Origin of the sequence: Hymenobacter citatus, assembly GCF_014333615.1 — a bacterium.
Taxonomy (GTDB): Bacteria; Bacteroidota; Bacteroidia; order Cytophagales; family Hymenobacteraceae; genus Hymenobacter; species Hymenobacter citatus.
In genome coordinates this window covers 74,924-99,725 of the sequence record NZ_JACSCY010000009.1, presented here as the reverse complement: position 1 = coordinate 99,725, position 24,802 = coordinate 74,924, and the positions used below count along the sequence as shown (strand labels likewise).

General features: G+C 57.7%; 21 protein-coding genes. All 21 read right to left on the bottom strand.

Annotated features, from left to right (window positions below; translation table 11 throughout):
• Positions 1–86: 86 nt before the first annotated feature.
• Positions 87–1,616, bottom strand: a complete 1,530-nt coding sequence (gene ftsZ, locus H8B15_RS12735; RefSeq protein WP_187320066.1) for a cell division protein FtsZ — start codon at positions 1,614–1,616, stop codon at positions 87–89.
• Between the two features lie 117 nt (positions 1,617–1,733).
• Positions 1,734–3,116 (bottom strand): cell division protein FtsA, encoded by a 1,383-nt coding sequence (ftsA, locus tag H8B15_RS12730; protein ID WP_187320065.1) that lies wholly within the window; start codon positions 3,114–3,116, stop codon positions 1,734–1,736.
• 96 nt (positions 3,117–3,212) lie between these two features.
• On the bottom strand, positions 3,213–3,977 hold the full coding sequence (locus H8B15_RS12725; RefSeq protein WP_246455450.1) for a cell division protein FtsQ/DivIB: 765 nt from the start codon (positions 3,975–3,977) through the stop codon (positions 3,213–3,215).
• Complete coding sequence (murC, locus tag H8B15_RS12720) at positions 3,961–5,418, bottom strand: UDP-N-acetylmuramate--L-alanine ligase (protein ID WP_187320064.1); 1,458 nt, start codon at positions 5,416–5,418, stop codon at positions 3,961–3,963. Before murC ends, H8B15_RS12725 begins: the two co-directional genes overlap by 17 nt.
• Positions 5,419–5,430: 12 nt before the next feature.
• Entirely contained in the window at positions 5,431–6,531 is a 1,101-nt protein-coding gene (gene murG / locus H8B15_RS12715; protein WP_187320063.1) for an undecaprenyldiphospho-muramoylpentapeptide beta-N-acetylglucosaminyltransferase, read from the bottom strand.
• Positions 6,532–6,716: 185 nt separating this feature from the next.
• Positions 6,717–7,895 carry an FtsW/RodA/SpoVE family cell cycle protein gene (locus H8B15_RS12710; protein ID WP_187320062.1) on the bottom strand — a complete coding sequence of 393 codons (1,179 nt, stop codon included), beginning with the start codon at positions 7,893–7,895 and terminating at the stop codon, positions 6,717–6,719.
• 85 nt (positions 7,896–7,980) lie between these two features.
• Positions 7,981–9,342 (bottom strand): UDP-N-acetylmuramoyl-L-alanine--D-glutamate ligase, encoded by a 1,362-nt coding sequence (gene murD, locus H8B15_RS12705; RefSeq protein ID WP_187320061.1) that lies wholly within the window; start codon positions 9,340–9,342, stop codon positions 7,981–7,983.
• Positions 9,343–9,449: 107 nt separating this feature from the next.
• Entirely contained in the window at positions 9,450–10,670 is a 1,221-nt protein-coding gene (mraY, locus tag H8B15_RS12700) for a phospho-N-acetylmuramoyl-pentapeptide-transferase (protein WP_187320060.1), read from the bottom strand.
• Between the two features lie 74 nt (positions 10,671–10,744).
• Positions 10,745–10,972 carry a hypothetical protein gene (locus tag H8B15_RS12695; protein ID WP_185282829.1) on the bottom strand — a complete coding sequence of 76 codons (228 nt, stop codon included), beginning with the start codon at positions 10,970–10,972 and terminating at the stop codon, positions 10,745–10,747.
• On the bottom strand, positions 10,969–12,441 hold the full coding sequence (locus tag H8B15_RS12690; protein WP_425489803.1) for a UDP-N-acetylmuramoyl-L-alanyl-D-glutamate--2,6-diaminopimelate ligase: 1,473 nt from the start codon (positions 12,439–12,441) through the stop codon (positions 10,969–10,971). Before H8B15_RS12690 ends, H8B15_RS12695 begins: the two co-directional genes overlap by 4 nt.
• 27 nt (positions 12,442–12,468) lie before the next feature.
• Positions 12,469–14,748 (bottom strand): penicillin-binding protein, encoded by a 2,280-nt coding sequence (locus tag H8B15_RS12685; RefSeq protein ID WP_187320059.1) that lies wholly within the window; start codon positions 14,746–14,748, stop codon positions 12,469–12,471.
• Positions 14,745–15,446 (bottom strand): FtsL-like putative cell division protein, encoded by a 702-nt coding sequence (locus H8B15_RS12680; protein WP_187320058.1) that lies wholly within the window; start codon positions 15,444–15,446, stop codon positions 14,745–14,747. Before H8B15_RS12680 ends, H8B15_RS12685 begins: the two co-directional genes overlap by 4 nt.
• 149 nt (positions 15,447–15,595) lie before the next feature.
• Positions 15,596–16,531: a 16S rRNA (cytosine(1402)-N(4))-methyltransferase RsmH gene (gene rsmH / locus H8B15_RS12675; RefSeq protein ID WP_187320057.1), complete on the bottom strand. Its 936-nt coding sequence runs from the start codon at positions 16,529–16,531 to the stop codon at positions 15,596–15,598.
• Positions 16,528–17,004: a division/cell wall cluster transcriptional repressor MraZ gene (gene mraZ / locus H8B15_RS12670; protein ID WP_187320056.1), complete on the bottom strand. Its 477-nt coding sequence runs from the start codon at positions 17,002–17,004 to the stop codon at positions 16,528–16,530. The genes rsmH and mraZ overlap by 4 nt, the downstream gene beginning before the upstream one ends.
• A gap of 457 nt (positions 17,005–17,461) precedes the next feature.
• On the bottom strand, positions 17,462–18,190 hold the full coding sequence (locus tag H8B15_RS12665; RefSeq protein ID WP_187320055.1) for a fatty acid desaturase: 729 nt from the start codon (positions 18,188–18,190) through the stop codon (positions 17,462–17,464).
• A gap of 90 nt (positions 18,191–18,280) precedes the next feature.
• A complete protein-coding gene (locus tag H8B15_RS12660) occupies positions 18,281–19,129 on the bottom strand; it encodes a 4-hydroxy-3-methylbut-2-enyl diphosphate reductase (protein ID WP_187320133.1) in 849 nt (282 codons plus the stop codon).
• A gap of 111 nt (positions 19,130–19,240) precedes the next feature.
• Complete coding sequence (locus H8B15_RS12655) at positions 19,241–20,428, bottom strand: carboxypeptidase-like regulatory domain-containing protein (protein WP_187320054.1); 1,188 nt, start codon at positions 20,426–20,428, stop codon at positions 19,241–19,243.
• Between the two features lie 172 nt (positions 20,429–20,600).
• Positions 20,601–21,071 carry a hypothetical protein gene (locus H8B15_RS12650; RefSeq protein ID WP_187320053.1) on the bottom strand — a complete coding sequence of 157 codons (471 nt, stop codon included), beginning with the start codon at positions 21,069–21,071 and terminating at the stop codon, positions 20,601–20,603.
• Between the two features lie 72 nt (positions 21,072–21,143).
• Complete coding sequence (locus H8B15_RS12645) at positions 21,144–21,986, bottom strand: squalene/phytoene synthase family protein (protein ID WP_187320052.1); 843 nt, start codon at positions 21,984–21,986, stop codon at positions 21,144–21,146.
• Between the two features lie 190 nt (positions 21,987–22,176).
• Entirely contained in the window at positions 22,177–23,646 is a 1,470-nt protein-coding gene (locus tag H8B15_RS12640; RefSeq protein WP_187320051.1) for a phytoene desaturase family protein, read from the bottom strand.
• 376 nt (positions 23,647–24,022) lie between these two features.
• Entirely contained in the window at positions 24,023–24,538 is a 516-nt protein-coding gene (locus H8B15_RS12635) for a sigma-70 family RNA polymerase sigma factor (protein WP_185282819.1), read from the bottom strand.
• Positions 24,539–24,802 lie beyond the last annotated feature (264 nt).

The window sequence follows — 24,802 nt, the reverse complement described above, 5'->3', positions numbered from 1 at the left end:
TAAGCAGTCTATCTGGTTAGGCTTAAAAAACACCGGCCCGCTGAAGCTACTTCAGCGGGCCGGTGTTTTTAGTTTCACTTGTTCTCTTAATCCACGTTGTCGTGCAGAAAGCGGTTGTCACCGAGTAGCTCGTTATCGTCTGATAGGTTGAAACGGCTGATGTTCTGCTCGCTGGAAGGTGTCACGTTTTCCAGCTTCACCTGGCGGCGTAGATAGGCCGGCGTTTCTAGCTGGTCTTTAATGGCTTCATTGGTGAGGCCATTGCTCAGGCCTTGCAAACGACGGCGGCGCTCCTCGGCGCGGGCATCGTGGGCGGGCCGAGCCGAAGGCTGGTAGGGCGTAGCGTGCACCGGCTGCTGCTGATACTGCTGCGGCTGTGGTTGCAGCACCGGCTCCGGGTTCGGCGTCGGCGACGGGTTAACGGGCGGCTCGTAGGTATACGGCGACGTTTCCAGGTCAAAGGTAACCTTGGGCGGCTCAGGAGTAACCGGAGGTGCTGGAATTGGAGCGGGAGCGGGAGCCGATGCTGGCGCACCAAACGTAGGCACAATCGAGTTATCGGAACGCGGCTCAACAGGCGCAGCCGGCGCAGGTGTTTCGGGTGTGCTAGGCGTTTCTTTGCTCACCAAGCTGTCGGTGATGGTGTGCGCCTCGCGAGCGAAGCCGGTGGCAATGACCGTCACCCGGATGCTCTGGCCCAGGGTAGAGTCGATGCCGTGGCCAAAAATCACCTCGGCATTCTGGCCCGCTTTGTCCTGAATGCACTCAGTAATTTCGGTCAGCTCGTCCATTTCCAGCTCTGCCTGGTCGCCCGACATGATGCTGAGCAGGATGCGCTGGGCGCCGTGAATGTCAGTATTGTTGAGCAGCGGCGAAGCCAGGGCCTCCTCGGCGGCACGACGGGCACGGTTTTCACCTTCCGTAATGGAGCTACCCATCACGGCGGCGCCCGAGTCCTTCATCACCGTTTTCACGTCTTCAAAGTCCACGTTCACATCGGCCGTCACCGTAATGATTTCGGCAATGGATTTGGCAGCCGTGCTCAGCACGTTATCCGCCTTGGCAAAGGCTGAGCGGATGGGTAGGTTGCCGTAAATCTCGCGGAGCTTGTCGTTGAGAATCACCAGCACTGTATCGCAATTCTCGCTTAGTTCTTTGATACCCTGCTCGGCTTGCTGACGCTTCTTTTTGCCCTCAAACATGAAGGGTGCTGTCACGATGCCTACTGTCAGGATGTCCAGTTCCTTGGCCACGCGGGCAATAACGGGGGCCGCGCCGGTACCCGTGCCGCCGCCCATACCGGCCGTGATGAACACCATTTTGGTGCCGTGGCTCAGCAGTTCGCGGATTTGCTCTTTGCTTTCAATAGCGGCCTGCTTTCCCCGCTCGGGGTTGGCACCTGCGCCCAGGCCTTCAGTCAGGTCCAGGCCGATTTGCAGGCGGTTGGGCACCGTCGAGGAGGCCAGGGCCTGCTTATCGGTGTTGCAGATAACAAACTCAACGTCCTTAATGCCCTGATTGAACATGTGGTTCACGGCGTTGGAGCCGCCCCCACCCACGCCAATCACCTTAATGATGGACGTGTTTTGCGCTGGTATATCGAAGGTGAAATTCATGTAGAAGGGTCTTAGGGTCTTGGGGGCTTGGGGTCTTGGTTTTCAGCAGAGTACTCAGAGTCAGGTTGCTACCGTAACAGCAAAACCAAGACCCCAAGACCCTAAGACCCCAACTACCTAATACTGCTTATCGTCGAAATCGTCGATGAGCAGGCCTTTGGTGCGGCTGATAATGTCCTGGAAGAACTTACTAGCGCCCGATGGTTTCTTGGGTTTTTCCGGCTCCGGTGCGGGAGCGGGTTGTTGCGCTACGGGCGTTGGCGGCGTGTAGCGCGGCTCTAGAGCTTGCGTCTGGTAGTAGGTTTGCGGCTGCTCCTCCTCGTAAACGCTCTGGTTGATACGCTCGTCGAGGGGGCGGTAGCCAGCCAATACCAAGCCCACCGTGGTAGCATACATCGGCGACTTCACGGCCTCTATCTTGCTCTTGCCCAAGTGCTCGTTGGGGTAGCCGATGCGGGTATCCATGCCGGTTACGTACTCCGTGAGCTGCACCAGGTTTTGCAGCTGCGAGCCGCCTCCCGTCAGCACAATGCCGGCGGCCAGCTTGTCGGCGTGGCCGGTACGCTGAATCTCGGCGTACACCAGCTCCACAATTTCCTCCATCCGGGCCTCAATGATGTAGGCCAGGTTTTTCAAGGAAATCTCCTTGGGAGCCCGGTCGCGCAGGCCCGGAATGCTCACGATTTCGTACTCGGAGGCTTCTTCAGCAATGGCTTTGCCGAACTTCACCTTCAGTTGCTCCGCCTGATTCTGCATCACGGCGCAGCCTTGCTTGATGTCGCTGGTCAGAATGTTGCCGCCAAAGGGTAGCACCGCTGCGTGGCGGATGATACCGTCCTTGAAAATAGCCAGGTCCGTGGTACCGCCGCCAATGTCGATCAACGCTACACCGGCCTCCTTCTCTTCATCCGACAGCACCGACATCGACGAAGACAGCGGCTCCAGGATCAGGCTGTCGATTTCCAGCCCAGCCTTGGTTACGCACTTGTTGATGTTATTGATGGCTGTGCTTTGCGCCGTGATAATGTGAAAGTTACCCTCAAGCCGTACCCCCGACATGCCCACCGGATCCATAATACCTTCCTCGTAGTCCACCTTGTAGTCCTGGGGCATTACGTGGATGATTTCGGAGCCGGGCGGAGTCACCAGCCGGTACATATCGTTGGTCAGGCGGTTCACGTCCTCCACCGTGATTTCGCTGTCGGTAGAAGCGCGCGTGATGCTACCGTTGTGCTGCAGGCTCTTGATGTGCTGGCCAGCAATACCCACGTTCACCACGCCAATATTGATACCGGATTGCTCTTCGGCCTGCCGGATGGCACGCTTGATAGCGTCTACCGTTTTGTCAATATTGGACACGATACCGCGCACCACGCCCTCCGACACGGCTTTGCCCATACCCAAAATTTCGAGCTTGCCGAATTCATTCTTGCGCCCTACCAGTGCGCAAATTTTGGTGGTTCCAATGTCGAGACCGACTACAATTTTATCGTTTTGCATGAGGCGGAGGCGTGAGGGTAGGGTGTTGCAGCTAGGTAAGCTAAGGAATATGACGCAAAAAACGCGTATTTCCGGCGTTTTTAAAAGAGACTATTGCTATTCGCAAATAATCTGATCTTTGAATTCCACGTTAACGCGGTGATAGGTATTCCAGCCCAGGGCAGGCGGAATTTGTCGGTAAAATACCATTAGTTTCGCAAATTTTTCCGAAATATTCTTCGGAAAACCAAATTCTATGCGTTGGTCGCCTACTTGTTGAGTGAGGGCAACTTTCCCATTTTGATCAATAAAAACTTCTGCTACCTGAGCACGCCAAAAAGGATGCTCATCAATGTAGCGCAGAAGCTCCAGGTAGTGCCGGCCAGTTGAATCCTGAAAAAAGCCGGCTTGCAAGGGCGCCCCACCCTGCCGGGCCACGGGCACCACGCGGGCCGTAAAGAGCGGCGAGAGTGGCAATTGACGGCCGTCGGCATCGAGGTAGGAATCCTGGCGAGTATCCGAGTGCGTAAGGCGGGCAATAGGTCGGCTCTGGCGCACATCAGCGTGCAGGTTGCCCGATAGGTCGCGGTATACCTGGGCATCCCTCACGAAGCTATGCGCCTTCAGGCGCCCTTCCAGCGCCCGCAGGTTCAGTGCTTCCGGGGCGCTACCCTCTAGCCGGTCCCGGCCGTTTCTGGTCAACAGTTGCGTCACTTCCCGCTCGCTAATAAAGTAGTTATTGAACTCATTACTAATTTTTACGATGACTTGCCCCACAGGCCGATGCGCCTGCCGGATACCAGCAAACACCAGTAGCCCAACCAGCAGCACCAGGCAGCCAGTGGCAAACAGTAGATTATTGGCTTTACGCTTCAGTTCCATTCCACTTACTATCTAAAATACTCCGCAACCGCGGCACTAGCTGGTCGATGTCGCCAGCGCCAACCGTAGCCAGCACGTCGAACGAGTCGTCGGTCTGAGCGGCGGTCAGCACCTGTTCTTTCGTCTGCAACGACTTTACGGGGGCCGTTATCAGATCCAGGAGCAATGCCGATGTGATACCGGGCAAGGGTAGCTCCCGCGCCGGATAGATATCGAGTAGCACCACCTCGTCGGCCAGGCTTAAGCTGTCGGCGAAGCCCGCCAGAAAATCACGGGTACGGGTGAATAAGTGGGGTTGAAACACCACCCGCAGCCGTTTGCCGGGGTAGAGCGCTCGTAAGGAACGCAGAAAGGCATCGATTTCGCGTGGGTGGTGGGCATAATCGTCCACATACACTTTCGGACCGGTTCTGGAAGTGGCCGTTACGATAAACTCGAACCGCCGCTTTACGCCCCGGTACGCCGCCACACCCGCTTTCAACGAGTCGGAATTGACGCCTTGCAACTGCGCTACGCAAGCAGCGGCCAACATGTTTTCCACATTGTGGTAGCCAGGCACCGATAATTGCAAGCCCATTGCGCTACCCGCTACGCTATGTAGGTCGAAATGAAACTGATGCCCCTCCGCGGTAATGGCAGAGGAATATAATTCGGGCCCCTCGTTTTTTGTGAGCCCGTAGCGGATGACGCGCACCTGCGGCCCCACCGCATCGGCCACACTGGCGTCGGCGGTATGGTTGAGCAGCAGGGTGCCACCGGGCTTTATCTGTCCCGCAAACTGCCGAAACGATTCCACCAGCGCGTCCTTGTCGCCATAGATGTCGAGGTGGTCAGCATCGGTGCTGGTGATGATGGCAACGTCGGGATATAGCGTCAAGAAGGACCTGTCATATTCATCGGCTTCCACTACGATGGGCGTATCAGCTGCCAGTTGCGAGTTGTCAGTTGTGAGAGCAGGCTTTCTATTTCTCTCCGGCAACAGCAAGTTAGAGCCGAGGTTAACGCTGATACCACCCAGGAACGCCCCAACAGGTAGACCGGCATGGTGCAGCAAATGCGCCAGCATACTGCTGGTGGTGGTTTTGCCGTGGGTACCGGCTACTGCCAGGGTAGGGCGACCTTCGGTAAGCACACCCAATACCTGGCTACGCTTGCGAATATCATAGCCCTGCTCTCGCAGCCACGCCCATTCTTGGTGGTCTTTCGGAATAGCCGGCGTAAGGACCACCAGCGTTTGCTCACGGTTTTCGCGCACTGCCGCCGGAATATTGTCTACCGCATCGGCATAATGAATGGCAATGCCCTCGGCGGTGAGCGCCTCGGTGAGGGGGGTAGCAGTTTTGTCGTAGCCGCTCACCTGATGGCCGTTGGCCTGAAACCACCGCGCCAGCGCCGACATCCCGATGCCGCCAATGCCCAGAAAATAGACGTAAGGTTTCAAGTAATTGAATCGTTAAGAATTAGAAGTCGGCTGCATCAGCTTTTCCAGCTCATCCACAATCGTAGCCGTGGCAGCCGGACGCGCCATGCTTAGTGCATTGGCCGCCAGCTGCTGGCGGCGCTCGGGCTGGTGCAGTAGGGCCAGCGCCTCATCGTAGAGGCGGGTAGCGGCTTGGCTGTCTGTCACCAATAGGGCAGCGTTGCGCTGCACTAAGGCCATAGCATTTTTGGTCTGGTGGTCTTCAGCCACGTTGGGCGAGGGCACCAAAATGCTTGGTTTGCCTGTGAGGCACAGCTCCGACACCGACAACGCGCCAGCGCGGCTCACCACTACATCGGCGGCGGCGTAGGCTAAGTCCATACGCTGAATGAATTCCAACGCGTGCAGGCCTGCCGCCGCATAGGGCGAAGCGGCGGGTGCCGCCTGGGGGTAGTACGTCTTGCCGGTTTGCCAGAGCAGTTGCACCCCTCCTTGCTGGAGGCGCGGCAGCGCGGCAGCCGTGGCCTCGTTGAGCGTGCGGGCACCCAGGCTACCCCCAACTACCAGCAGCACCGGCCGACTGGCGTCTAGCCCGAAGAAAGCCAGTGCCTCGGCGCGGTTGCCACTGGCAATTTCGGCGCGCACAGGGTTGCCGGTGAGCACCAGCTTCTCGGCCGGAAAAAACTTCTCCATGCCTTCGTAGGCCACGCAAATGCGGTCGACGCGGCGGGCCAGCAGCTTATTGACGAGGCCCGCATAGGAATTCTGCTCCTGAATAAGAGCCGGAATGCCACGCGAGGTGGCCGCTAGCAGCACTGGCGCCGAAGCGTAGCCCCCTACCCCCACCACCGCATCAGGCTGAAACTCTTCGAGTAGCCGCCCCGCCTTGCGCACCGACCGGAACACGCGCACCGGAAACAGCAGGTTTTGGGGCGTCAGGCGACGTTGCAGACCCGTCACATCGAGGCCCACGATGCGGTAGCCGGCTTCGGGCACGCGCGTCATCTCCATGCGGCCGTTGGCGCCCACAAAGAGAATATCCGCACTAGGGTGGCGACGGCGCAGCTCGTTGGCAATGGCTACGGCCGGAAAGATGTGGCCGCCTGTGCCGCCGCCGCTGATGATTATTTTCATGTTTATATTAAGCTGTTCGCCTCGTAGACCGTCATGCTGAGCTTGCAGAAGCATCTCGCGTGCTGATGTCTGAGTAGTATTGCAACGTCAGCACGCGAGATGCTTCGGCAAGCTCAGCATGACGGTCTGTGTGACCTTTCTCATATCTATATTACGTTCGGTAGGCGCGCGGCGGCAAGCTGCCCCTACCCCATGGCTACCCGCGGAATGCGGGCGGTATCGGTGGGCTCACCCACCATGGGGCGTACTTCCCGCTCGCCCCGGCTCACGGCCAGGATGATGCCGATACTGATACCAGTGAAAATCAGCGAGGTACCGCCCATACTCAGCAACGGTAAGGGTAGGCCCGTGATGGGACCCAAGCCTACGGCCACACCCATGTTCACCATGGCCTGCAAAACCAGACTAAAGCTGAGGCCCGCCGAGAGCAGCCCGCCAAAGGCGCCGGCGCTATTCATTACAGTTTTCAGCCCTCGATACAGAAAAGCTAGGTAGAGAAACAGCACGAAAGCGCCGCCTACCATACCATATTCCTCAATAATCACAGCGTAGATGAAGTCGGAATAAGGGTGAGGTAGGATGTTGCGCTCGGTGCTCTTGCCAGGGCCTTTGCCCGTAACGCCGCCTGTGGCAATAGCAATGTAGCTGTGTTCCAGCTGAAACGGCACCGGCTTCGATTTATCCGTGAAGCTCGACACGCGGCTCATCACCGTTTTGTAGCGCTGCCCCGAGGCCAGCCCTACCCCGCCGACCACTAAGCCAATGGCCACCATCACGGCCATCTGCTTCAACGGCACGCGCCCAATAAACATCAGCAGCAAACAGGTGATGAAGAGCAGCAGCGCCGTGGAAGCGTTACTCATAATGATGATACCGCAGATCAACCCTACCCACAGCATAACAGGTAGCAGCGTGGTTTTGAAGTCCTGCACGTGCTGCTGACGACGGCTGAGCATACTGGCCAAATGGGCAATGAGGGCCAGCTTGGCCAAGTCGGAAGGCTGGAAGGTTTGGTTGATAACTGGAATAGTCAGCCAGCGCGAAGCGTCGTTGAGGGTAGTGCCACCGAAGAAGAACGTGAACAGCAGCAACGGCACAGAAATCAATAGTGCATACAGCGACAGGCGCGAGTAGTAGCGGTAGTCGATGCGGTGGGCCAGCCACATGAAGAACAGCCCCACCAGAATCAGCCCGGTGTGCTTGATCAGGAAATACTCGGTGTTGCCGCCCATCTTCTTGTAGGCCAGCGTACCCGTAGCCGAGTACACCACCGCAATACTGATCAGCGAAAACAAAATCACAATTCCCCACAGGACCGGGTCGCCCTTGAGGTTGCGTTGCAGCCAGTTTTTAATGGGTTCCATGAGGTGAGATAGTGAGTAGTGAAATTGTGAGTAGTGAAATTGTGAGTGGGGTGCGGTGAATGGGGTCAATTCACAACTTCACTACTCACAACTTCACCATTTCCTGTACCGCCGCCGCAAATTGCCGGCCCCGGTCTTCGTAGTTTTTGAACAGGTCGAAGGAGGCACAGGCGGGCGAGAGCAGCACTACGTCGCCGGGGCGGGCCAGGGCAGCGGCGCGCTCTACGGCATCGGTCATGCTTTGGGTTTCGACGAGGTAGGGCACCACGCCGGTGAAGGCGTTGCGCAGCTTCTCGTTGTCGACGCCCAGGCAGATTAGCGCCTTTACGCGGGCTTCGGCCAGGGGCAGCAGCGAGGCGTAGTCGTTGCCTTTATCGGTGCCGCCGGCAATCCAGACGATGGGCTTGGTGATGCCGTCTAGGGCGTACCAAGCGGCTTCTACGTTGGTGGCTTTGGAGTCGTTGATGAAGGTAGCGCCGTTGATTTCGCCCACGGGTTGCAGACGGTGGTCGGCGTTGCGGAAGGTGGCCAGGGCGCTTTCAATCTGCTCCCGCCCTACCCCCGCCACGCGGGCGCAAAGCACAGCTGCCAGAATATTTTGCCGGTTGTGCTGCCCAATCAGCGGAGAATTAGCCGTGCTGATTTCCTCCGTTTTACTATAGAAACCGGGTAGCAAGTCCAAGCGCACCAAGTGCTCTTCCTCGTAGTAGCCCGCCAAATGAAAATCGGGGCGGTGGTGCAGGCTGAACGGCAGTTGCCGCACCGGCCGAAACGCCCCCTTGAAGTTGCGCTGGATATTCTCGTCGTCGGCGTTGTAGATGAAGTAGCCATTGCTGTCCTGGCGGCGCATAATGCGCAGCTTGGACTCGGCGTATTTTTCCAGCGAGTAGTCGTAACGGTCGAGGTGGTCGGGGGTGATGTTGAGCAGCACCGACACCCAGGGCTGAAAGTCGTGCGTGTCGTCGAGCTGGAAGCTGCTTAGCTCTACCACGTAGTAATCGTGCTGATCCTCAATCACCTGCTCGGCCAGGGAGTAGCCCACGTTGCCGGCTAGCCCTACCTTCAGGCCAGCCTCTTTCAGCAGGTGGTAGGTGAGCAGGGTGGTAGTGGTTTTGCCGTTGGTGCCTGTGATGCAGATGCATTTGGCCTGGGTGTAGCGTCCAGCTAGCTCAATCTCAGAGATGATAGGCGTGTTCTGCGCCCGTAGCGCCTGAATGATAGGCGCTTTCTCCGGAATGCCAGGGCTTTTCACTACCTCATCAGCCTGTAAAATCCGGGCTTCGGTGTGCTGGTTTTCCTCGAATTCAATTCCCGCCTGCGTCAGCTTTTCCTTGTAGCGCGGCTGAATCGGGCTTTTATCGGAGACGAACACGGCGTGGCCTTTAGCTTGCGCCAGCAGCGCCGCCCCTACCCCACTTTCTGCTGCTCCTAGAATGACAATGTTCATAGTTTGTTCTGATGAGTTTAGCCCGCAGAGGACGCAGTGTTTTCGCAGAAGACGCAGAACTCAGCGCCCTCTGCGAAAACACTGCGTCCTCTGCGGGCTAAAATTCATTACCTCAATTTCAAGGTTACCAGCGTCAAGACGGCCAGCATAATCCCCACAATCCAGAATCGCGACACGATTTTGGACTCGTGGTAGCCCAGTTTCTGGTAGTGGTGGTGCAGCGGCGACATGCGCAGCAGGCGCCTACCCTCGCCGTATTTTTTGCGGGTGTATTTGAAGTAGCTCACCTGCACAATCACCGACAGATTCTCAATCAAAAACACCCCGCACAATACTGGAATTAGCAGTTCTTTGCGGATGATGAGGGCCAGCACCGCAATGATGCCGCCAATGGCCAACGAGCCGGTGTCGCCCATAAACACCTGCGCGGGGTAGGAATTATACCACAGAAAACCCACGCACGCCCCCACAAAGGCCGTACAGAATACCACCAGCTCCCCAGAGTTTGGGATATACATAATATCCAGATAATCAGCCAGTACCGAGTTACCGCTCACAAAGGCGAAGATGGCAATGGTAGTGCCGATGATGGCCGAAGTGCCGGCCGCCAGCCCATCGAGGCCGTCGGTGATGTTGGCACCGTTACTCACGGCCGTGATGATGACGATGACGATGGGGATGTAAAGGAAGGCGTAGAGGCCATTGAAGTACGGCCCGGCGTAGCTGAACAGGTTGCCGTAGTTCAGCTCGTTGTTTTTGGCGAAGGGAATGGTGGTAATCATCAGCTTCACGTCTTGGTACACGGTGCTGGCGTCTACGGCCGAGAGCTGGCCGTCGGGCAGCAGGTACTGGCGTACGGTCACGTCGTTAGAGAAGAACAGCACCCAGCCCACCGTGATGCCCAGCCCTACCTGGCCCAGCACCTTAAAGCGACCTGCCAGGCCTTCCTTGTCTTTCTTCACTACCTTAATATAGTCGTCGAGGAAGCCGATGAGGCCCAGCCATACCGTGCTTAGCAGCATCAGAATGGTGTAGATGTTGTCGAGGCGAGCAAAGAGCAGCACCGGCACTAGGATGGCCAGCAGGATAATCAGGCCGCCCATGGTGGGGGTACCTTTCTTCTCCATCTGGCCCTGCAAGCCCAGGTCGCGGATGCCCTCGCCAATCTGGCGGCGCTGCAAGATGCGAATGAGCCGCCCCCCAAATACCTGGGCAATCAGCAGGGAAGTGATGACGGCCATGGCCGCCCGAAACGTGGTATATTGAAACACCCCCGCGCCCGGTAGGTGGTAGGTTTTGTACAAATACGTGAAGAGGTGGTAGAGCATGGGCGCGGTAAATCAGCAAAAAAGGACAGTCAGAAGGATTTCAAACTGCAAATGTTCAGCTTTTTGACGAGGCGTCAGGTATTGCGTTTGTTCAGATTTTGATTAGTACTGGTCGCGGTCCAGGGGCCGGGCAGGGCGTCGTGGTAGGTGGTGTGCACGGCGCGCAACTGCTGCACCTGAGCATCAGCCACAATTAGCGTAGTCGACAGCGCCGGCCCAACGAAGCGACGCGATGTATCGTTTTTCTCGGTTTGCTTCAGCCACAGGGTGGGGGTAGCAGGACGGCTCGGGTTCTTCTTCATTTCGCCAACAGCTCAAACATCTCGCGCAGCACTTGCTTGTCATCGAAGGGCGTGCGCACGCCCTTTATTTCCTGGTAGGTTTCGTGGCCTTTGCCGGCTACCAGCACAATATCGCCAGGCTGGGCCAGCGCCACGGCCGTTTTAATGGCCTCGCGCCGGTCGGCAATGGTGAGCACCTTGCCCATATCGGCTGGCGCTACGCCGGCCTGCATCTGGTGCAGAATATCGTTGGGGTCTTCGAAACGCGGATTATCAGCAGTCAGGATCACGCGCTCGGAGCCCTGGCAGGCCAATTTAGCCATAATCGGGCGCTTGGCCGCGTCGCGGTTGCCGCCGCAGCCTACCACCGTAATCACCTGCTGCCGTGGCTGGCGGATGTCGGCAATGGTATCGAGCACGTTTTCGAGGGCGTCGGGCGTATGAGCGTAATCCACAATGCCCGTCACCCGCGTTTGCACCGATACCACCGGCTCAAACCGCCCCGGCGCCGATAGCAAGCCCGATAGGATGGTCAGCACCGCGTCGGCGTCTTCCCCCAGCAGCACGGCCGCGCCGTACACAGCCAGCAAGTTGTAAGCATTGAATACGCCGATGAGGCGGAACTGCACCTCGCGACCGTCTACCTCCAGGTGCAGGCCGTGCACGGCGTTTTCGAGCAGCTTACCCCGGAACGTGCCTACCCCTCGCAGCCCGTACGACTCGCGCCGGGCCACCGTGTTTTGCAGCATCACCGGGCCGCGCTTGTCGTCGGCGTTGGTGAGGGCGAAGGCGGTTTTGGGGAGCTTGTCAAAGAAGCCTTTCTTGGCCTTGAGGTAGGCGTCGAAGGTGCCGTGGTAGTCGAGGTGGTCGTGGGTGAGGTTGGTGAAGACGCCGCCCGCAAAGTGCAGGCCCGTGATGCGGTGCTGCACCACGGCGTGCGAGCTAACCTCCATAAACACGTAGGCGCAGCCGGCCCGCACCATGCGCGCCAGCAATTCATTCAACCGAATGGCATCGGGCGTGGTGTGGGTGGCCGGAATCACCTCCTCGTCAATCTGGTTCTGTACGGTGCTCAGCAAGCCTACATGGTAGCCCAACTCGCGGAATAGCTTGTGCAGCAGGGTAGCGCAGGTAGTTTTGCCGTTGGTGCCCGTCACGCCTACCAGTTGTAGTTTCTGGGAAGGATGGTCGTAGAAAGTGGCAGCCATCAGAGCCATGGCGGCGGCGCTGTCGGGCACCAGCACGTAGCTTACGGCATCGGCCCGCTCGTCGGGTAGGGCTTCGCACACCACCACGGCGGCACCCTGCTCCACGGCTTTCGGAATAAACTGGTGCCCATCGGCTGCCACCCCGCGGAGGGCGAAGAACACGGTATCCGGCCCGGCCTGACGCGAGTCGAGGGTAAGGCCTTGCACCGTTGCCTCAGTAGGGCCCTGTTGGTCGAGTACCGGAATGCCGGTGAGCAGCGCAGAAAGAGAATGTGTTGTCAAGAGAAAAAACGACGCGACGGGCGCCGGTTAAGCTTTGGGTTTAGTTTCGGTCCGGCGCGGCGTTTGCTGCGTGATGGACGACGGCGCCGCACGTTTTTTGGTCGGTTCGGCAGGGTAGGTCACGGCCGGCTTGGGTTCACTGGCCACCGAGGGTAGCAGCACGGGCACCATCTGGCGGCCAATGGGCGCCAGCTCCAATACTACGATACTACCCCGTTTCAGGGCGCTACCCGCAGCCAGCGACTGGCGTTGCACACGGCCTGTACCTACGGTTTTCACGCGCAGGCCCCGGTTTTCCAGCAAAAATAAGGCATCGCGTAATGTCATGCCTTGCACGTTGGGCACATGGTCGCGCGACACGGGCTGGGCTACCACGGCCAGCTTGGCCGAGTCGCGGGCGGGCGTCACGCGCACCCAGTCTTCGGCTACCGCCTGCGGCGCGTCCATGCCTATCGAAAGTTTTTCGCACACTAGTTGCAACTCATCTTGCATACCGGCGCGCACGTAGGGCACCCGCGAGCGGGGGCCGCTACCCCGCGCCAGTAGGGGCCGCTGACTGGCCGCGTCGCGGGCCATGGCCTTATCGGCTACTTCCCGGAATACCGGCGCGGCCACCGTGCCACCGTAGATGCGGCCGCGACGAGGCGAGTCAATCACCACAATGCAGCTGTACTTAGGCTTATCGGCGGGAAAATAGCCGCAAAAGCTGGTGGAGTACATGCGGGTATAGTGGCCGTTTTTGAATTTCCAGGCAGTGCCGGTTTTGCCAGCAATGCTGTAATCATCGGTCTTAATGCCGCGGGCCGAGCCATTCAGCACCACCCCTTTTAGCATAGATTGCAGCTTGGCTACTGTTTTTTCCGAACAGATGCGCGGGTTCAGCACCCGTGCCTCGAAGCTCTCCAGCACCTTGTCGGCCTGCTTGATTTCCTTGACAATGATGGGCTCTACCTTCACGCCATCGTTGGCAATGGCGTTGTAAAACGCCAGCGTTTGCAGCGGGGCCAGCTTCAGCTCATAGCCAATGCTCATAGTAGAGAGCGAAGTACGGCTCCAGCTCCGGTCGTTAGGGTCCTTCACGTAGGGCCGCGCCTCGCCGGCCATCTGGAAGCCCAAGGGCTTGTCCAGCCCGAAGCTCTTGAGGTGGTCCGTGTACTTCTCAGGATTAGCAGAGAAATGGTCGTTGATGAGCTTGGCCACCCCAATGTTCGACGACTGCTCAATGGCTTTCTGAATCGTGACGCGGCCATTGGGGTGGGTGTCGGTTTTGATGGCGCCGGCAATCTTCATAGAGCCCGAGGTGCCGGTATTCACCGTGTCAGTCAGCTCAATGTCAGGGTCATCTTCAAACAAGGCCATCATCGAGGCCAGCTTGAAGGTAGAGCCCGGCTCAGTACGGCCCTGGTCGGCAATGGCGTAGTTGTAGTTCTCGGTATACACACCGTCGCCAATCTTACCCAGGTTGGCAATGGCCTTAATTTCGCCGGTTTTCACCTCCATCAGCACCACGCACCCGTATTGTGCATCATTGTCTACCAACGACTTATACAGGGCATTCTCGGCCACGTCCTGCAAGTTAATGTCGAGAGTGGTTCGGATGTCGTAGCCGGCTTGGGCCTTCACCTCTGAGCCGTCGTAAATGGGCTTGTTGCCGCCGGGTAGGCGCTCAAACAGGGCTTCGCCATCTTTGCCGGCCAGGCTGCGGTTGTAGGTAAACTCCAGGCCCGCGCCGTTTTTGTCTTCGTTCAGGAAGCCGATGGTGCGCTGGGCCAGCCCGCCAAACGGACGGAAACGCTTGTCTACCTTCTCAAAAATAACCCCGCCTTTGTTCTTCCCCAGTCGAAAAATGGGCCACGTAGCCAGCTGCTTTTTCTCCTGGAAATTGATCTGCCGCGAGTTCAGGCGAATGTAGCGCACCACGGGCGAGGCGTTGCGGGCGTTCTTGAGCTTGCGGGCATATTCCTGCGCCGACTTATCGCCGAAAAAGCGCGAAAGTAGCAGCCCCAGCGAATCGGCTTTGGCGCGCAGCAGGTCCTTGTCGACCACGCTCGGGTCCCAGGCTACCCGGTAGAAGGGGAGCGAAGTCGCCATAATGCTCTTGCCGTCGCCGGCCAGAATGGTACCCCGCGTGGCAAATACCGGCTGGTACACCACCCGGCGTTCCTGCTCCAGCGCCCGCCACTTGGCCCCTTCTTCCTCCGACTGAATGCGCGACACCTTCCACACGATGGCCGCCGAGAACAGGCACACCCCCAAAAAGGCCAGGCGAACCCGCGTAACTATGGCTTTTTTAACGTTTCCCTTCATTTCTTCTTCGCAGGTTTAGTGCGCGCTTTCGGGGCTTCAATCATACGCGGTGCGCGGGCGGGCGCAGCCACCGAATCGGGCGGTAATGCCCCGGCTTCCTCTTCGGCGGCCAGGCGGGCCAGCGAGTCGGCTACAACCCGTGCCGCCATGGAGTCGGCCGTGATGACGGGTAGGCGGTCCAGCTGGGCCTCGTCCAGTCGGCCAGCCGGCACCTTGATGCGGAACGGCGGCGACGAGCTTTCTACCAGCCCGTAGGCCGCTACTTTGCGGGCCACCTCGCTTTGCTTGCTGGCCTCCATATAATCAGAGGACAGGGTAGTAAAGTCGGCGCGCAAATCCTCGGTTTCCAGTTTCAGCTTCTGAATATTGCGGTTCATCCGCGTGGCGTAGTGCGTATTGCCGATGTAGAGCAACGTCAGGAACATCACAAACAGCAAGTGCGGTAGGTAGCGCACCGGCAGCCCCTCACGGAATAGCCCGTCCATCCGCATCATGCGGTCTACCACCGTAAATACGCTCCAGGTGCTAGCGGGCCGGCGCGGGGCGCGGTAGGGCTCCGGCTCTTCCTCGGGCTCCGGCTCGGGTATGTGGGTAGGCTCGGGCACTACCTCCGGCACAGGCATGGGCGCTGCCACCTCGCGCGGCACATTGGCGCGGGGTGGAGTTTTTTGCGGTGGTCTGACGGTATTAACGGCCATGTTTTATGAATTATGAATTATGAATTAGAAATTATGAAGTGCAGGCGGCGCAAATGCTTTTCCTACTCTTCTTATTCAATTTCATAATTCGTTTCATCGGCATTTAAAGCGTTCAAAAAAACTAATTCCTAATTCCTAATTCCTAATTCCTAATTCCTAATTCCTAATTCCCCAATGCGAAGTTTCGCGCTTCGGGCGCGGCTATTTTCGGCAATTTCGGCGGCAGTGGCTTCTATGGGTTTGCGCGTGAGCACGGTGAAGGGCTGGTGGGTATTGCCGAACAAATCCTTTTCTACTTCGCCGAAAAACTTGCCTTTGGCGAGGTAGTTTTTCACTAGTCGGTCTTCCAGCGAGTGGTAGCTCATCACTACTAGGCGGCCGCCGGGGCGCAATACTTGCGCCGTTTGCAGCAGCATTTCCTGGAGGGCTTCCATTTCCTCGTTCACCTCAATGCGCAGCGCCTGGAACACTTGTGCCAGGTACTTATTCTCTTTGCCGCGGGGCGTGCAGGGCGCAATAGCCTTCTTTAGCTCCGCGATGGTGGTAATGGCCCTACCCCGACGGGCGGCTACCACGGTGGCGGCTAGGGTGCGGGCGTTGGTCACCTCACCGTACATCCCAAAAATGCGGTGCAGCTCGGCTTCGGAGTAGTCCTGCACGATGTCGGCGGCGCTTTGGGCGGCTTCGGGGTTCATGCGCATGTCCAGCGGCCCGTCGAAGCGTGTAGAGAAACCGCGCTCCGGCGTGTCAAACTGGTGCGACGACACCCCTAGATCGGCTAGCAGTCCATCTACGGGTAGAGCGCCGCGGCGGGCTAGCTCGGCGTGCAGGTCGCGGAAGTTGGCGCGAATGAAGGTGAACTGCGGCCGGGCCAGGCGAGCGGCTTCGGCCTCGGCATCGGCATCCTGATCGAAGCTGTAGAGGTGGCCGGTGGTGAGATGCTCCAAGATGCGCGCCGAGTGCCCGCCTCCGCCAAAGGTCACGTCCACGTACCGGCCATCAGGGCGCAGGTCGAGGGCTTCGAGGCACTCGCGTAGCATCACGGGGCGGTGGTAGGCGGTATCGTTGGGGTAGGAAGTGCTCATGCAGCAAGCGGATTGGTAGGGGCCGCGTCGGGGGTGGTCAGGAATTTTTGGGCCAGCTTGGAGAAGCTTTGCTGGTCTTTGATGAGGAAGTTGTCGTAGCGCTCGGGGTCCCAGATTTCGCACCGGTTGCCGATGCCTACAATAATGGCCTCCTTCTCGATGCCGGCGTAGCGCAGCATGGTACGCGGCAGCATAAACCGGCCGATGCTATCCAACTCTACCTCCGTCATGCCCCGCAGGAAGTTGCGCTGAAACTGACGATATTCTTCGTTGAACTCGTCCAGCGCCATCACCTTCTCGTGAATCACGCGCCACGCCGACCGTGGGTACAGTACCAAGCACGGCTCGAAACCGCGCACCAGGATTAGTTGGTTGCCAGTTTCTTCCGGCAGGCTACCCTTCACCTTGGCCGGCAGCACCAGACGCCCTTTCGGGTCCAGCTTGCATTCATATTCGCCGGAGAGAAGGTTCATGGCAGTGCCTGGCGTCGTTTCAGGGATACTAGCAAAAGTACGGATTGCCTGGGAAAAGCCCACCACGATTTACCATTTTCTACCACTCCGGTAAAAGCCCGTTTCCAGTTTATTTGAGCGGTTTTGCATTTCTATCACCATAAAAAGCAAAGCGGCGCTACCGATGGGCAGCGCCGCTTTGACAAAATGGCAGAGGTGTAGTATTCGTCTGAACCACGGATTCGCTCGGATGTTGAGGGTGCCACGGATTTTGTAGACGGAACCGTCAGGAGGCGTCTGTCATCCTCCATCTGACGTCCGCATGCGAAGGATTTTCTCACGTGTGAACGACAGCCGTATCGACGAAGCGTTCTGCGGGCATAAGGTCCTTCGCTCTGCTCAGGATGACAAATAGGCTAAATCCTTCATCCACAAAATCCGTGTCATCCGACAAATCCGGGCGAATCCGTGGTTCAGACTACTTCGTGCGCCACAGGCGCCACCAAGGCAGGTAGGGCTGGTCGTGGTGCTCGTAGTGGTAGCCGAAAAAGTAGCAGCTCACGAAAGCCCACAAGTGGTGGCGCAGCTGGGTGCGTGACTTGTGCGGGTTGTCGGCAGCGTGCTCGCCCCGATGCGGCAGGTAGGTGCCGAAGAAGAACAGTTGCAGGGTAGCCAGCACGGCCGGCACCATCCAAAACGCAATAACATTTTCCTGCGGAAACCAGATTTTCAGCACGTTATAGGTAGCGGCCATTAGCACTACCTGCCACCAGGTCACGTAGTTCCAGGCGAAGCGCACGAACCAGAACAGGAAGCTGGGATGCTCGCCGTCGTGGTAATCGGGGTCGTCGGGGGTGGCTACGTGGCGGTGGTGCTGGTGGTGCTTGGGTAGCATCCGTGGGAACCAGTTGTAGGCAAATAGCAGCGCCGCGACAGTGCCAATGGCGTTGTTCAGGCGCGGGTTGGGGCTTACTACGCCGTGCATGGCATCGTGGGCCGTGATGAACAGGCCGGTATAGAGGTGCATCTGCACCAGCGCCAGCAGGTAGGGCCAGGGCATGCGCCAATTGGGCTGGTAGTAGGCCAGCAGATAGGCAAGCAGGCCCACCCACGTAGCCATAATCAGCAGCGCAATGCCAACCCCTTTGTAGCCCACAGATGTAGGTTTCAGGCGTTTTTGGGCAGGTAAGGCAGCAGTGGTAGACATAGGAGTTGCGCAGAGATACGCGAAAGTAACACTAGAGCGACCCGACGACGTTCAGAAACTCACTCAGCGCCTCATTCGCTCAGTCACTCGCTAGAGCCGCAGCAGCGTGTCGCGCACTTTCTCCATTAGCCACATGGGCGTGCTGGTAGCCCCGCAAATACCAATCGACTGCCCTGGCCGGAACCACTCGGTTTGCAGCTCTTCCACCTTCGACACGAAGTGCGTGTGGGGGTTGGTTTCGAGGCACACATGGTAGAGCACCTTGCCATTGGAGCTCTTGGTGCCCGACACGAAAATAACCTGATCGAACTGTGCAGCAAAACGGCGCAGGTCTTTGTCGCGGTTGCTCACCTGGCGGCAGATGGTGTCGTTGGCATTTACAGTGTGGCCGCGCTGCTCCAGCTCGCCCTTGATGCGGTAGAAGCTGTCGGTGCTCTTGGTGGTCTGGCTGTAGAGCGTGATATTGTCGGGTAGCTCGTGGCGCAACAGCTCGTCGAGGTTCTCGAACACCACCGCTTCGCCGCCGGTCTGGCCCAGCAGGCCGCGCACCTCGGCGTGACCGTGCTTGCCGTAAATGAAGATTTTATCCTTTTTGTCGAAGCTGGCCTTGATGCGGTTTTGCAGCTTCAGCACCACGGGGCAAGAAGCGTCAATCAGCGTCAGGTTGTTTTCCATTGCCAACTGGTAGGTGGCGGGTGGCTCGCCGTGGGCCCGGATGAGCACGGCCTCGCTACGCAGGGTAGCAAAGGTGTCGTAGTCGATGATGCGCAGGCCACGCTGGCGCAGGCGCTCTACTTCTTCATCGTTATGCACGATGTCGCCCAGACAATACAGATAGCCTTGCTCGTCGAGCAGGTCTTCGGCCATCTGAATAGCATAGATGACGCCGAAGCAAAAGCCGGAATTGGGGTCGATACGGACGCTCAGGTGGTGCGGCATAGCTTTCGGAATAACCGCAAAAACCGACAGAAGGTTACGGTGCGGCACGATATCCGGGAAAAGATACGCAAACTCAACCTTTCGGGCTACAAAACCCACGCATTTTCAGTGTTATAGGCGACCAAAAACCCGACGTTTTTCGAAGGACTGAATAACTCCTTCTTCTATGGGACTAGCTTGAATAATCTCGTTCTCTCGCCAAAATTGGGCGTTGTAGGGACGATTTTGCAGGGTTTGGAGGTCGTCGGTGCTGTGCTTCACCCGGCCGTAAGCCTGGCCAGGTAGGCGGCCAGTATATTGATACAGCAACAGGTAGGCTGATAGTAGCGACTGCACAGGTGGCCGGCTACCGGTTTGCACCTTCACGGCCAGCTCGCCCCGCGTACTAGCCAAGCGTGTGAGCGAATCGGCAACCGGTGCAAAGTCCGATACCAGCCGCAACGAATCCGACAACGGCTGAAATCCTTTCGTAAATGCCAGCATATTACCCATTCGCAAGCGCAGCTCCTGGCGGCGTAGGGCGGCCGTCTGGCGGTCGAGGTAGAGCGTGCCGACCGGCGCGGGCTTGTCGAGGCCCGGCCGGGGCTGAAAGTCGATAACGACGGTTTCGCGGCCGTTTTCGGTCTGGATTTCGCGCAGCGTGAAGGCAAACCGCTTGGCCGCATCCGCAGCCAGCGGCAGGTACAGGCTACCCCGTTTTGGGTATCGGGTGAAGGTAGGCAGCCGCATCAGGGTAGAAAAGTTTTTCATATGAAACGGCCCTGCCACCGCCGCGTAGCGCGACTCGCCCAGCTCCCACCCCACGATCTTCTGCGGCGTCAGCTCCACGTCGTAGAAGGCATCCGACAGCTCGTCGTAGGTGCCGTTGGTGCGGGTTTTCTGGCGATAGAAAGCCTTGCCAAAGTACGTGTCATTTTCGTGGCGGGCCAGCTTGGCGTAGGCGCGCTGTACCAGGTCTTCGGCCACGCGCTGGGGGTTGCGCACCACCACCTCGGGTAGCTGTACGGTGCTGGCGGGTAGGGTGATGGTGAGGGGCGCAGTGGTAGACACATCGGCCTCCGTGCGGGCATAGCCAATGCTGAGCACCACCAGCCGCTGCGGCAGGGGGGGCACGATCAGGCTGAACTCGCCTACCTCGTTGGTAGCAGTACCCGCTGTGCCATCGGGGAGGGCCACGCTGGCGTAGGGAACGGGTTGGTGCTGGGTATCCACTACCCTACCCGTCAGTCGAATAGTCTGGCTGAAAGCAGTCAGGTTAGTGACTAGTAGCGTACAGAATAGCAGAAGTTTACGCAGCATATTATGATTAAGAAGAGAGCTATAAGAGAGCTATAAGAGAGCTATCGACCGTCATTCTGCGCAGTAAGCAGAGTGCTCGGAAGGGCAGGAAGGTAGGTTTGAAGGCGGTACAAACAAAAGAAGCTCCAAACAGGAGCTTCCGGGCAACTATAACGAAGATCAATAAGCCGTCTTACAATGAAGTCAGGCGTTGGGCGTCGGGGCCGGATACGTGGCCGCGCTCTACCATAAAGTCGCGCACCAGCGAAAAAGATTCGTGGTCCATGCCAGAATCGGGGTGTTGCAGAAGGGTGCGTACCAGAAACTGCCGGTCATCGTCGACGTGCTGGCTGAGGCCCAGGAAGGCAGGCAGGTTGCTTTCCACGCTCAAGCGCAGGAAGCGGATTTCGGCGTTGTCGTTGTCGCGGCGCACAGCTTCTTCAAACAGCTTGGCGGCCTGCTGTACGTAGGTGAGCTTATTGAACATAGACGCGTCACGGGCCCGGATGGCTTCTGCGGCGGCTTTGTAGGCCAGCACCACGGCATCGTGCTGCGTGTAGGCAGCCATCAGCTGGTGAAACTTTTCACCGCCCTCTTTGCTGGCAGCGGCTTGTTGATACTGGCGGCGCAGGTTGGCAACGGAGTAGGGATTGGCGTCGGACACGAGACTGGAAAAAGTAAAAAACAGAGTGAAACAGAACGGCAAAAGGACCTTCACGCGGTGCAGGGTTGGTGGCTAGATAGCCCGGAGGCGGTAGCGAAAGTACGAACCTAGCAGCAAAAGCATTTTGGTGTTGTTGGGCACGCGCACTCGCTCACCCAAAATATGAGCAGCCGACAGCTTCCGAATTTTATAAAATAGCTTCAAATAATACACGTAGGCGAGATACACGCCCAGCCGCGCCGCACGCGGTAGCTGCACGATGCCGGCGTAGCCGGCCTCAAAATCGGCTAGGATATCTGCTTCAATCTCGCGCTTCACCTGGTCGTCGAACCGCTCGTACTGCACGCCGGGGAAGTACACGCGGCCCCGGTCCTCGTAGTCGGAGCGGATATCGCGCAGGAAATTCACCTTCTGAAACGCCGAGCCCAACCGCCGCGCTGGCTCGCGCAGGCGCTCAAATAGCGCTTTATCGCCCTCGCAGAAAATGCGTAGGCACATCAGCCCTACCACCTCCGCCGAGCCGTAGATGTACTCCTGGTACAGCGACTGGTTGTAGCTCTGGTCTTCCAGGTCCATCTCCATACTGCGCAGAAACGCGTCGATAAACTCCTGGTCGATGCCGTAGCGGTGCACCATGAGTTGGAACGCGTGCAGCACCGGGTTCAGGCTCAGCCGCTCGCGCAGAGCCTCGTCGGTCTGGCGCTTAAAGTCCTCGAACAGTGCGGCTTTGTCGTGGCTATGAAACGTGTCCACGATTTCATCGGCCCAGCGCACAAACCCATACACGGCGTACACGGGCAAATGGAAACGCTTGTCGAGCGTCCGGATGCCCAGCGTGAACGAGGTGCTGTAGCGCGTGGTAATCAGCTTACTACACGCCAGCGTGGTTTGGTCGAAAAGGGCAACGTGGTCCACTTTTTTAATTAGAAATTATGAATTAGAAACTATGAATTGGAGCGTCATGCTGAGCTTGTCGAAGCATCTCGCGTGCTGATGGCAGATAGTGTTTTTCGTCAGCACGCGAGATGCTTCGACAAGCTCAGCATGACGGTCTTTCGTCAGCACGCGAGATTCCTCGGCAAGCTCGGAACGACGTGCAACGCACCTACCCTCCGAAATCCTTTTCAATCTCCTTGGCTACTACCTGCCCTGAGATGAGCGAAGGCGGTACGCCGGGACCGGGCACCGTAAGCTGGCCGGTAAAGTAAAGATTATCAACTTTATTACTTTTCAACGCAGGCTTCAGGATGGCCGTTTGGCTTAGGGTGTTGGCCAGGCCGTAGGCGTTGCCCTTGTAGCTGTTGTAGTCCTGGATGAAGTCGCGGTGGGCGTAGCTGCGCCGGAACACCACCGCATCGCGGATACTCTGGCCGCAGTGCTTTTCCAGGCGCTCCATGATGAGGTGGTAGTACCGCTCGCGGGTCTCCTCGGTGTCATCCAGATTGGGCGCCACGGGAATCAGCAGGAACAGGTTTTCGCAGCCTTCGGGCGCCACGCTGGGGTCGGTTTGGGACGGGGCCGAGGCGTAGAACAACGGCCGGGTAGGCCACTGGGGCTGCTCATAAATCTCGTGCGCGTGCCGCCCAAAGTCCTCATCAAAGAACAGGTTGTGGTGACGCAGGTTGTCGAGGCGCTTGTTGACGCCGATGTAAAACAGCAGCGACGAGGGCGCCAGGGTGCGCTTATTCCAGTACCGCTCGGTGTAGTTTCGGTGGTCGAAGGCCAGCAGGTGCTGCTCGGCGTGGTGGTAGTCGGCGCCGGCTACTACCACGTCGGCGGGCTGAAAGCCGGTGGCGGTGCGCACGCCCGTGGTACGGCCGTTTTCCACCACAATTTCTTCTACGGCCTGGCTGTACTCAAACTGCACACCCAACTCCTGAGCCAGCTGCACCATGCCTTCCACGATCTTGTGCATGCCGCCCATGGGGTACCACGTGCCCAGCGCGAGGTCGGCGTAGTTCATGAGGGAGTAGAGCGCGGGCGTGTTTTGCGGGGTAGCCCCCAGAAACAGTACCGGAAACTCCACCAGCTCCAGCAGGCGCGGGTCTTTGAAAAACTTGCGCACGTGCTTGTGCATGCTTTGCAGCAAATCGAGGCGCAGGGCGTCTACCAGCAGGTGCGGCTTGGCAAACTCCAGCACCGAGCGACCGGGCATGTGCACAAATTTGTGCATCCCTACCTCGTATTTATAGGCAGCCTGGCGCAGAAACTCGTCCAGCCGCGCGCCGCTGCCTGGCTCAAAACGCTCAAATAACGCCCGCAGCTCCTGCATGGCCGCCGGAATATCCACGGCCTCGCCTCCGCGAAACACCACCTGGTAGGACGGGTCCAACCGCACCAACTCATAGTAGTCGGCTACCTTCTTGCCGAAACGGCCGAAGTATTGCTCAAATACATCGGGCATCCAGTACCAGCTCGGGCCCATATCGAAGGTGAAGCCGGCAGACCGGAACTGGCGGGCACGTCCGCCCGGGCTTTCGTTTTTTTCCAGCACCGTGACGCGGTAGCCCTGTTGCGCCAGGGAGGTAGCGGCTGCCAACCCGGCAAAGCCGGCCCCAATTACAAGTACATTCATTATCGCAGATGTTGCAGATTGACAGGATTTCGCAGATGCAGATGTGCGTCGTGCCACTCCGTGTCGCTACTCCGATACGGAAGCTCGGCCAACTCGTTCCGCCCTACCCTGTTCAGCTTGCAACAAACATACGGCCTACTCTGCCAACTTCGGCACAAACAGGCTACCCCTTTCCTACCCCATACGCTCGCAAAGCAAAAGTCCTAAGCTATAGAGCGGAGGTTCTATCACCGTTAACAGTGCGCGCCTGCATCCGCGAAATCCAGCCAATCTGCAACATCTGCGATAAAAAAACGGGCCGCGAACAACGTGACTTGCGTCAACACTGTTTGCGACCCGCTATACGCCCGGGGCAGTTGTACTCTCTCCCTATTCCCTACACGCCGGGAGCGTATACCTTTAATGCGTCCTTCAGTTCCTTCCGGGCAATGTGAATTCGGTTTTTAACCGTGCCAATGGGAATCTGAAGCTTCTCGGCTATTTCCAAATACTTGTAGCCGATGTAATACATCATAAACGGGGTGCGGTAATCGGCAGGGAGGTTGCCGATGGCCTCATTGATATCCGTTACTACGAAATCCGAGCTGGCGCCGTTGTGCGTAATGTAGTTTTCGTCGGTGTTGAAATACTGAAAATACTCCGTGCTGTCAATATTGCTATTGCGCTTGGTAATCTTGTTGTAGTTGTTAATGAAGGTGTTGCGCATGATGGTGTACAACCATGCCTTCAGGTTGGTGCCCGCCTTGAACTTGTCCTTGTTCAGCAGCGCTTTCAGCAAAGTTTCTTGTACAAGATCTTTCGCATCGTCAGCGTCGCGGGTCAGGTTCATCGCCACGGGCTTTAGAGAGTAAGAAATCTTCTGTACTTGGTTGGTGAATTCCAAAGAGGTCATACTGTTTAGCTTTTCGTGGCAAAAAGTTAAACAAAGATACGGGAGAAATTAAAAGTTGTGCACAATTGATAAAAAATAATTTTGATTATTTCCAAACAACGTACCCAACGGCATTCTAAGCGTACGAAACTGTTGATATTCAGATCATCATCTGAACTTCTAAAAAGCAATGGCCCTTTTCCTGTTGCCAGAAAAAGGGCCTGTACGCAGCCAGAAGGACGAAAAACGATGTATTAAAAAATTATGACTTCTGCGTAGCACGCA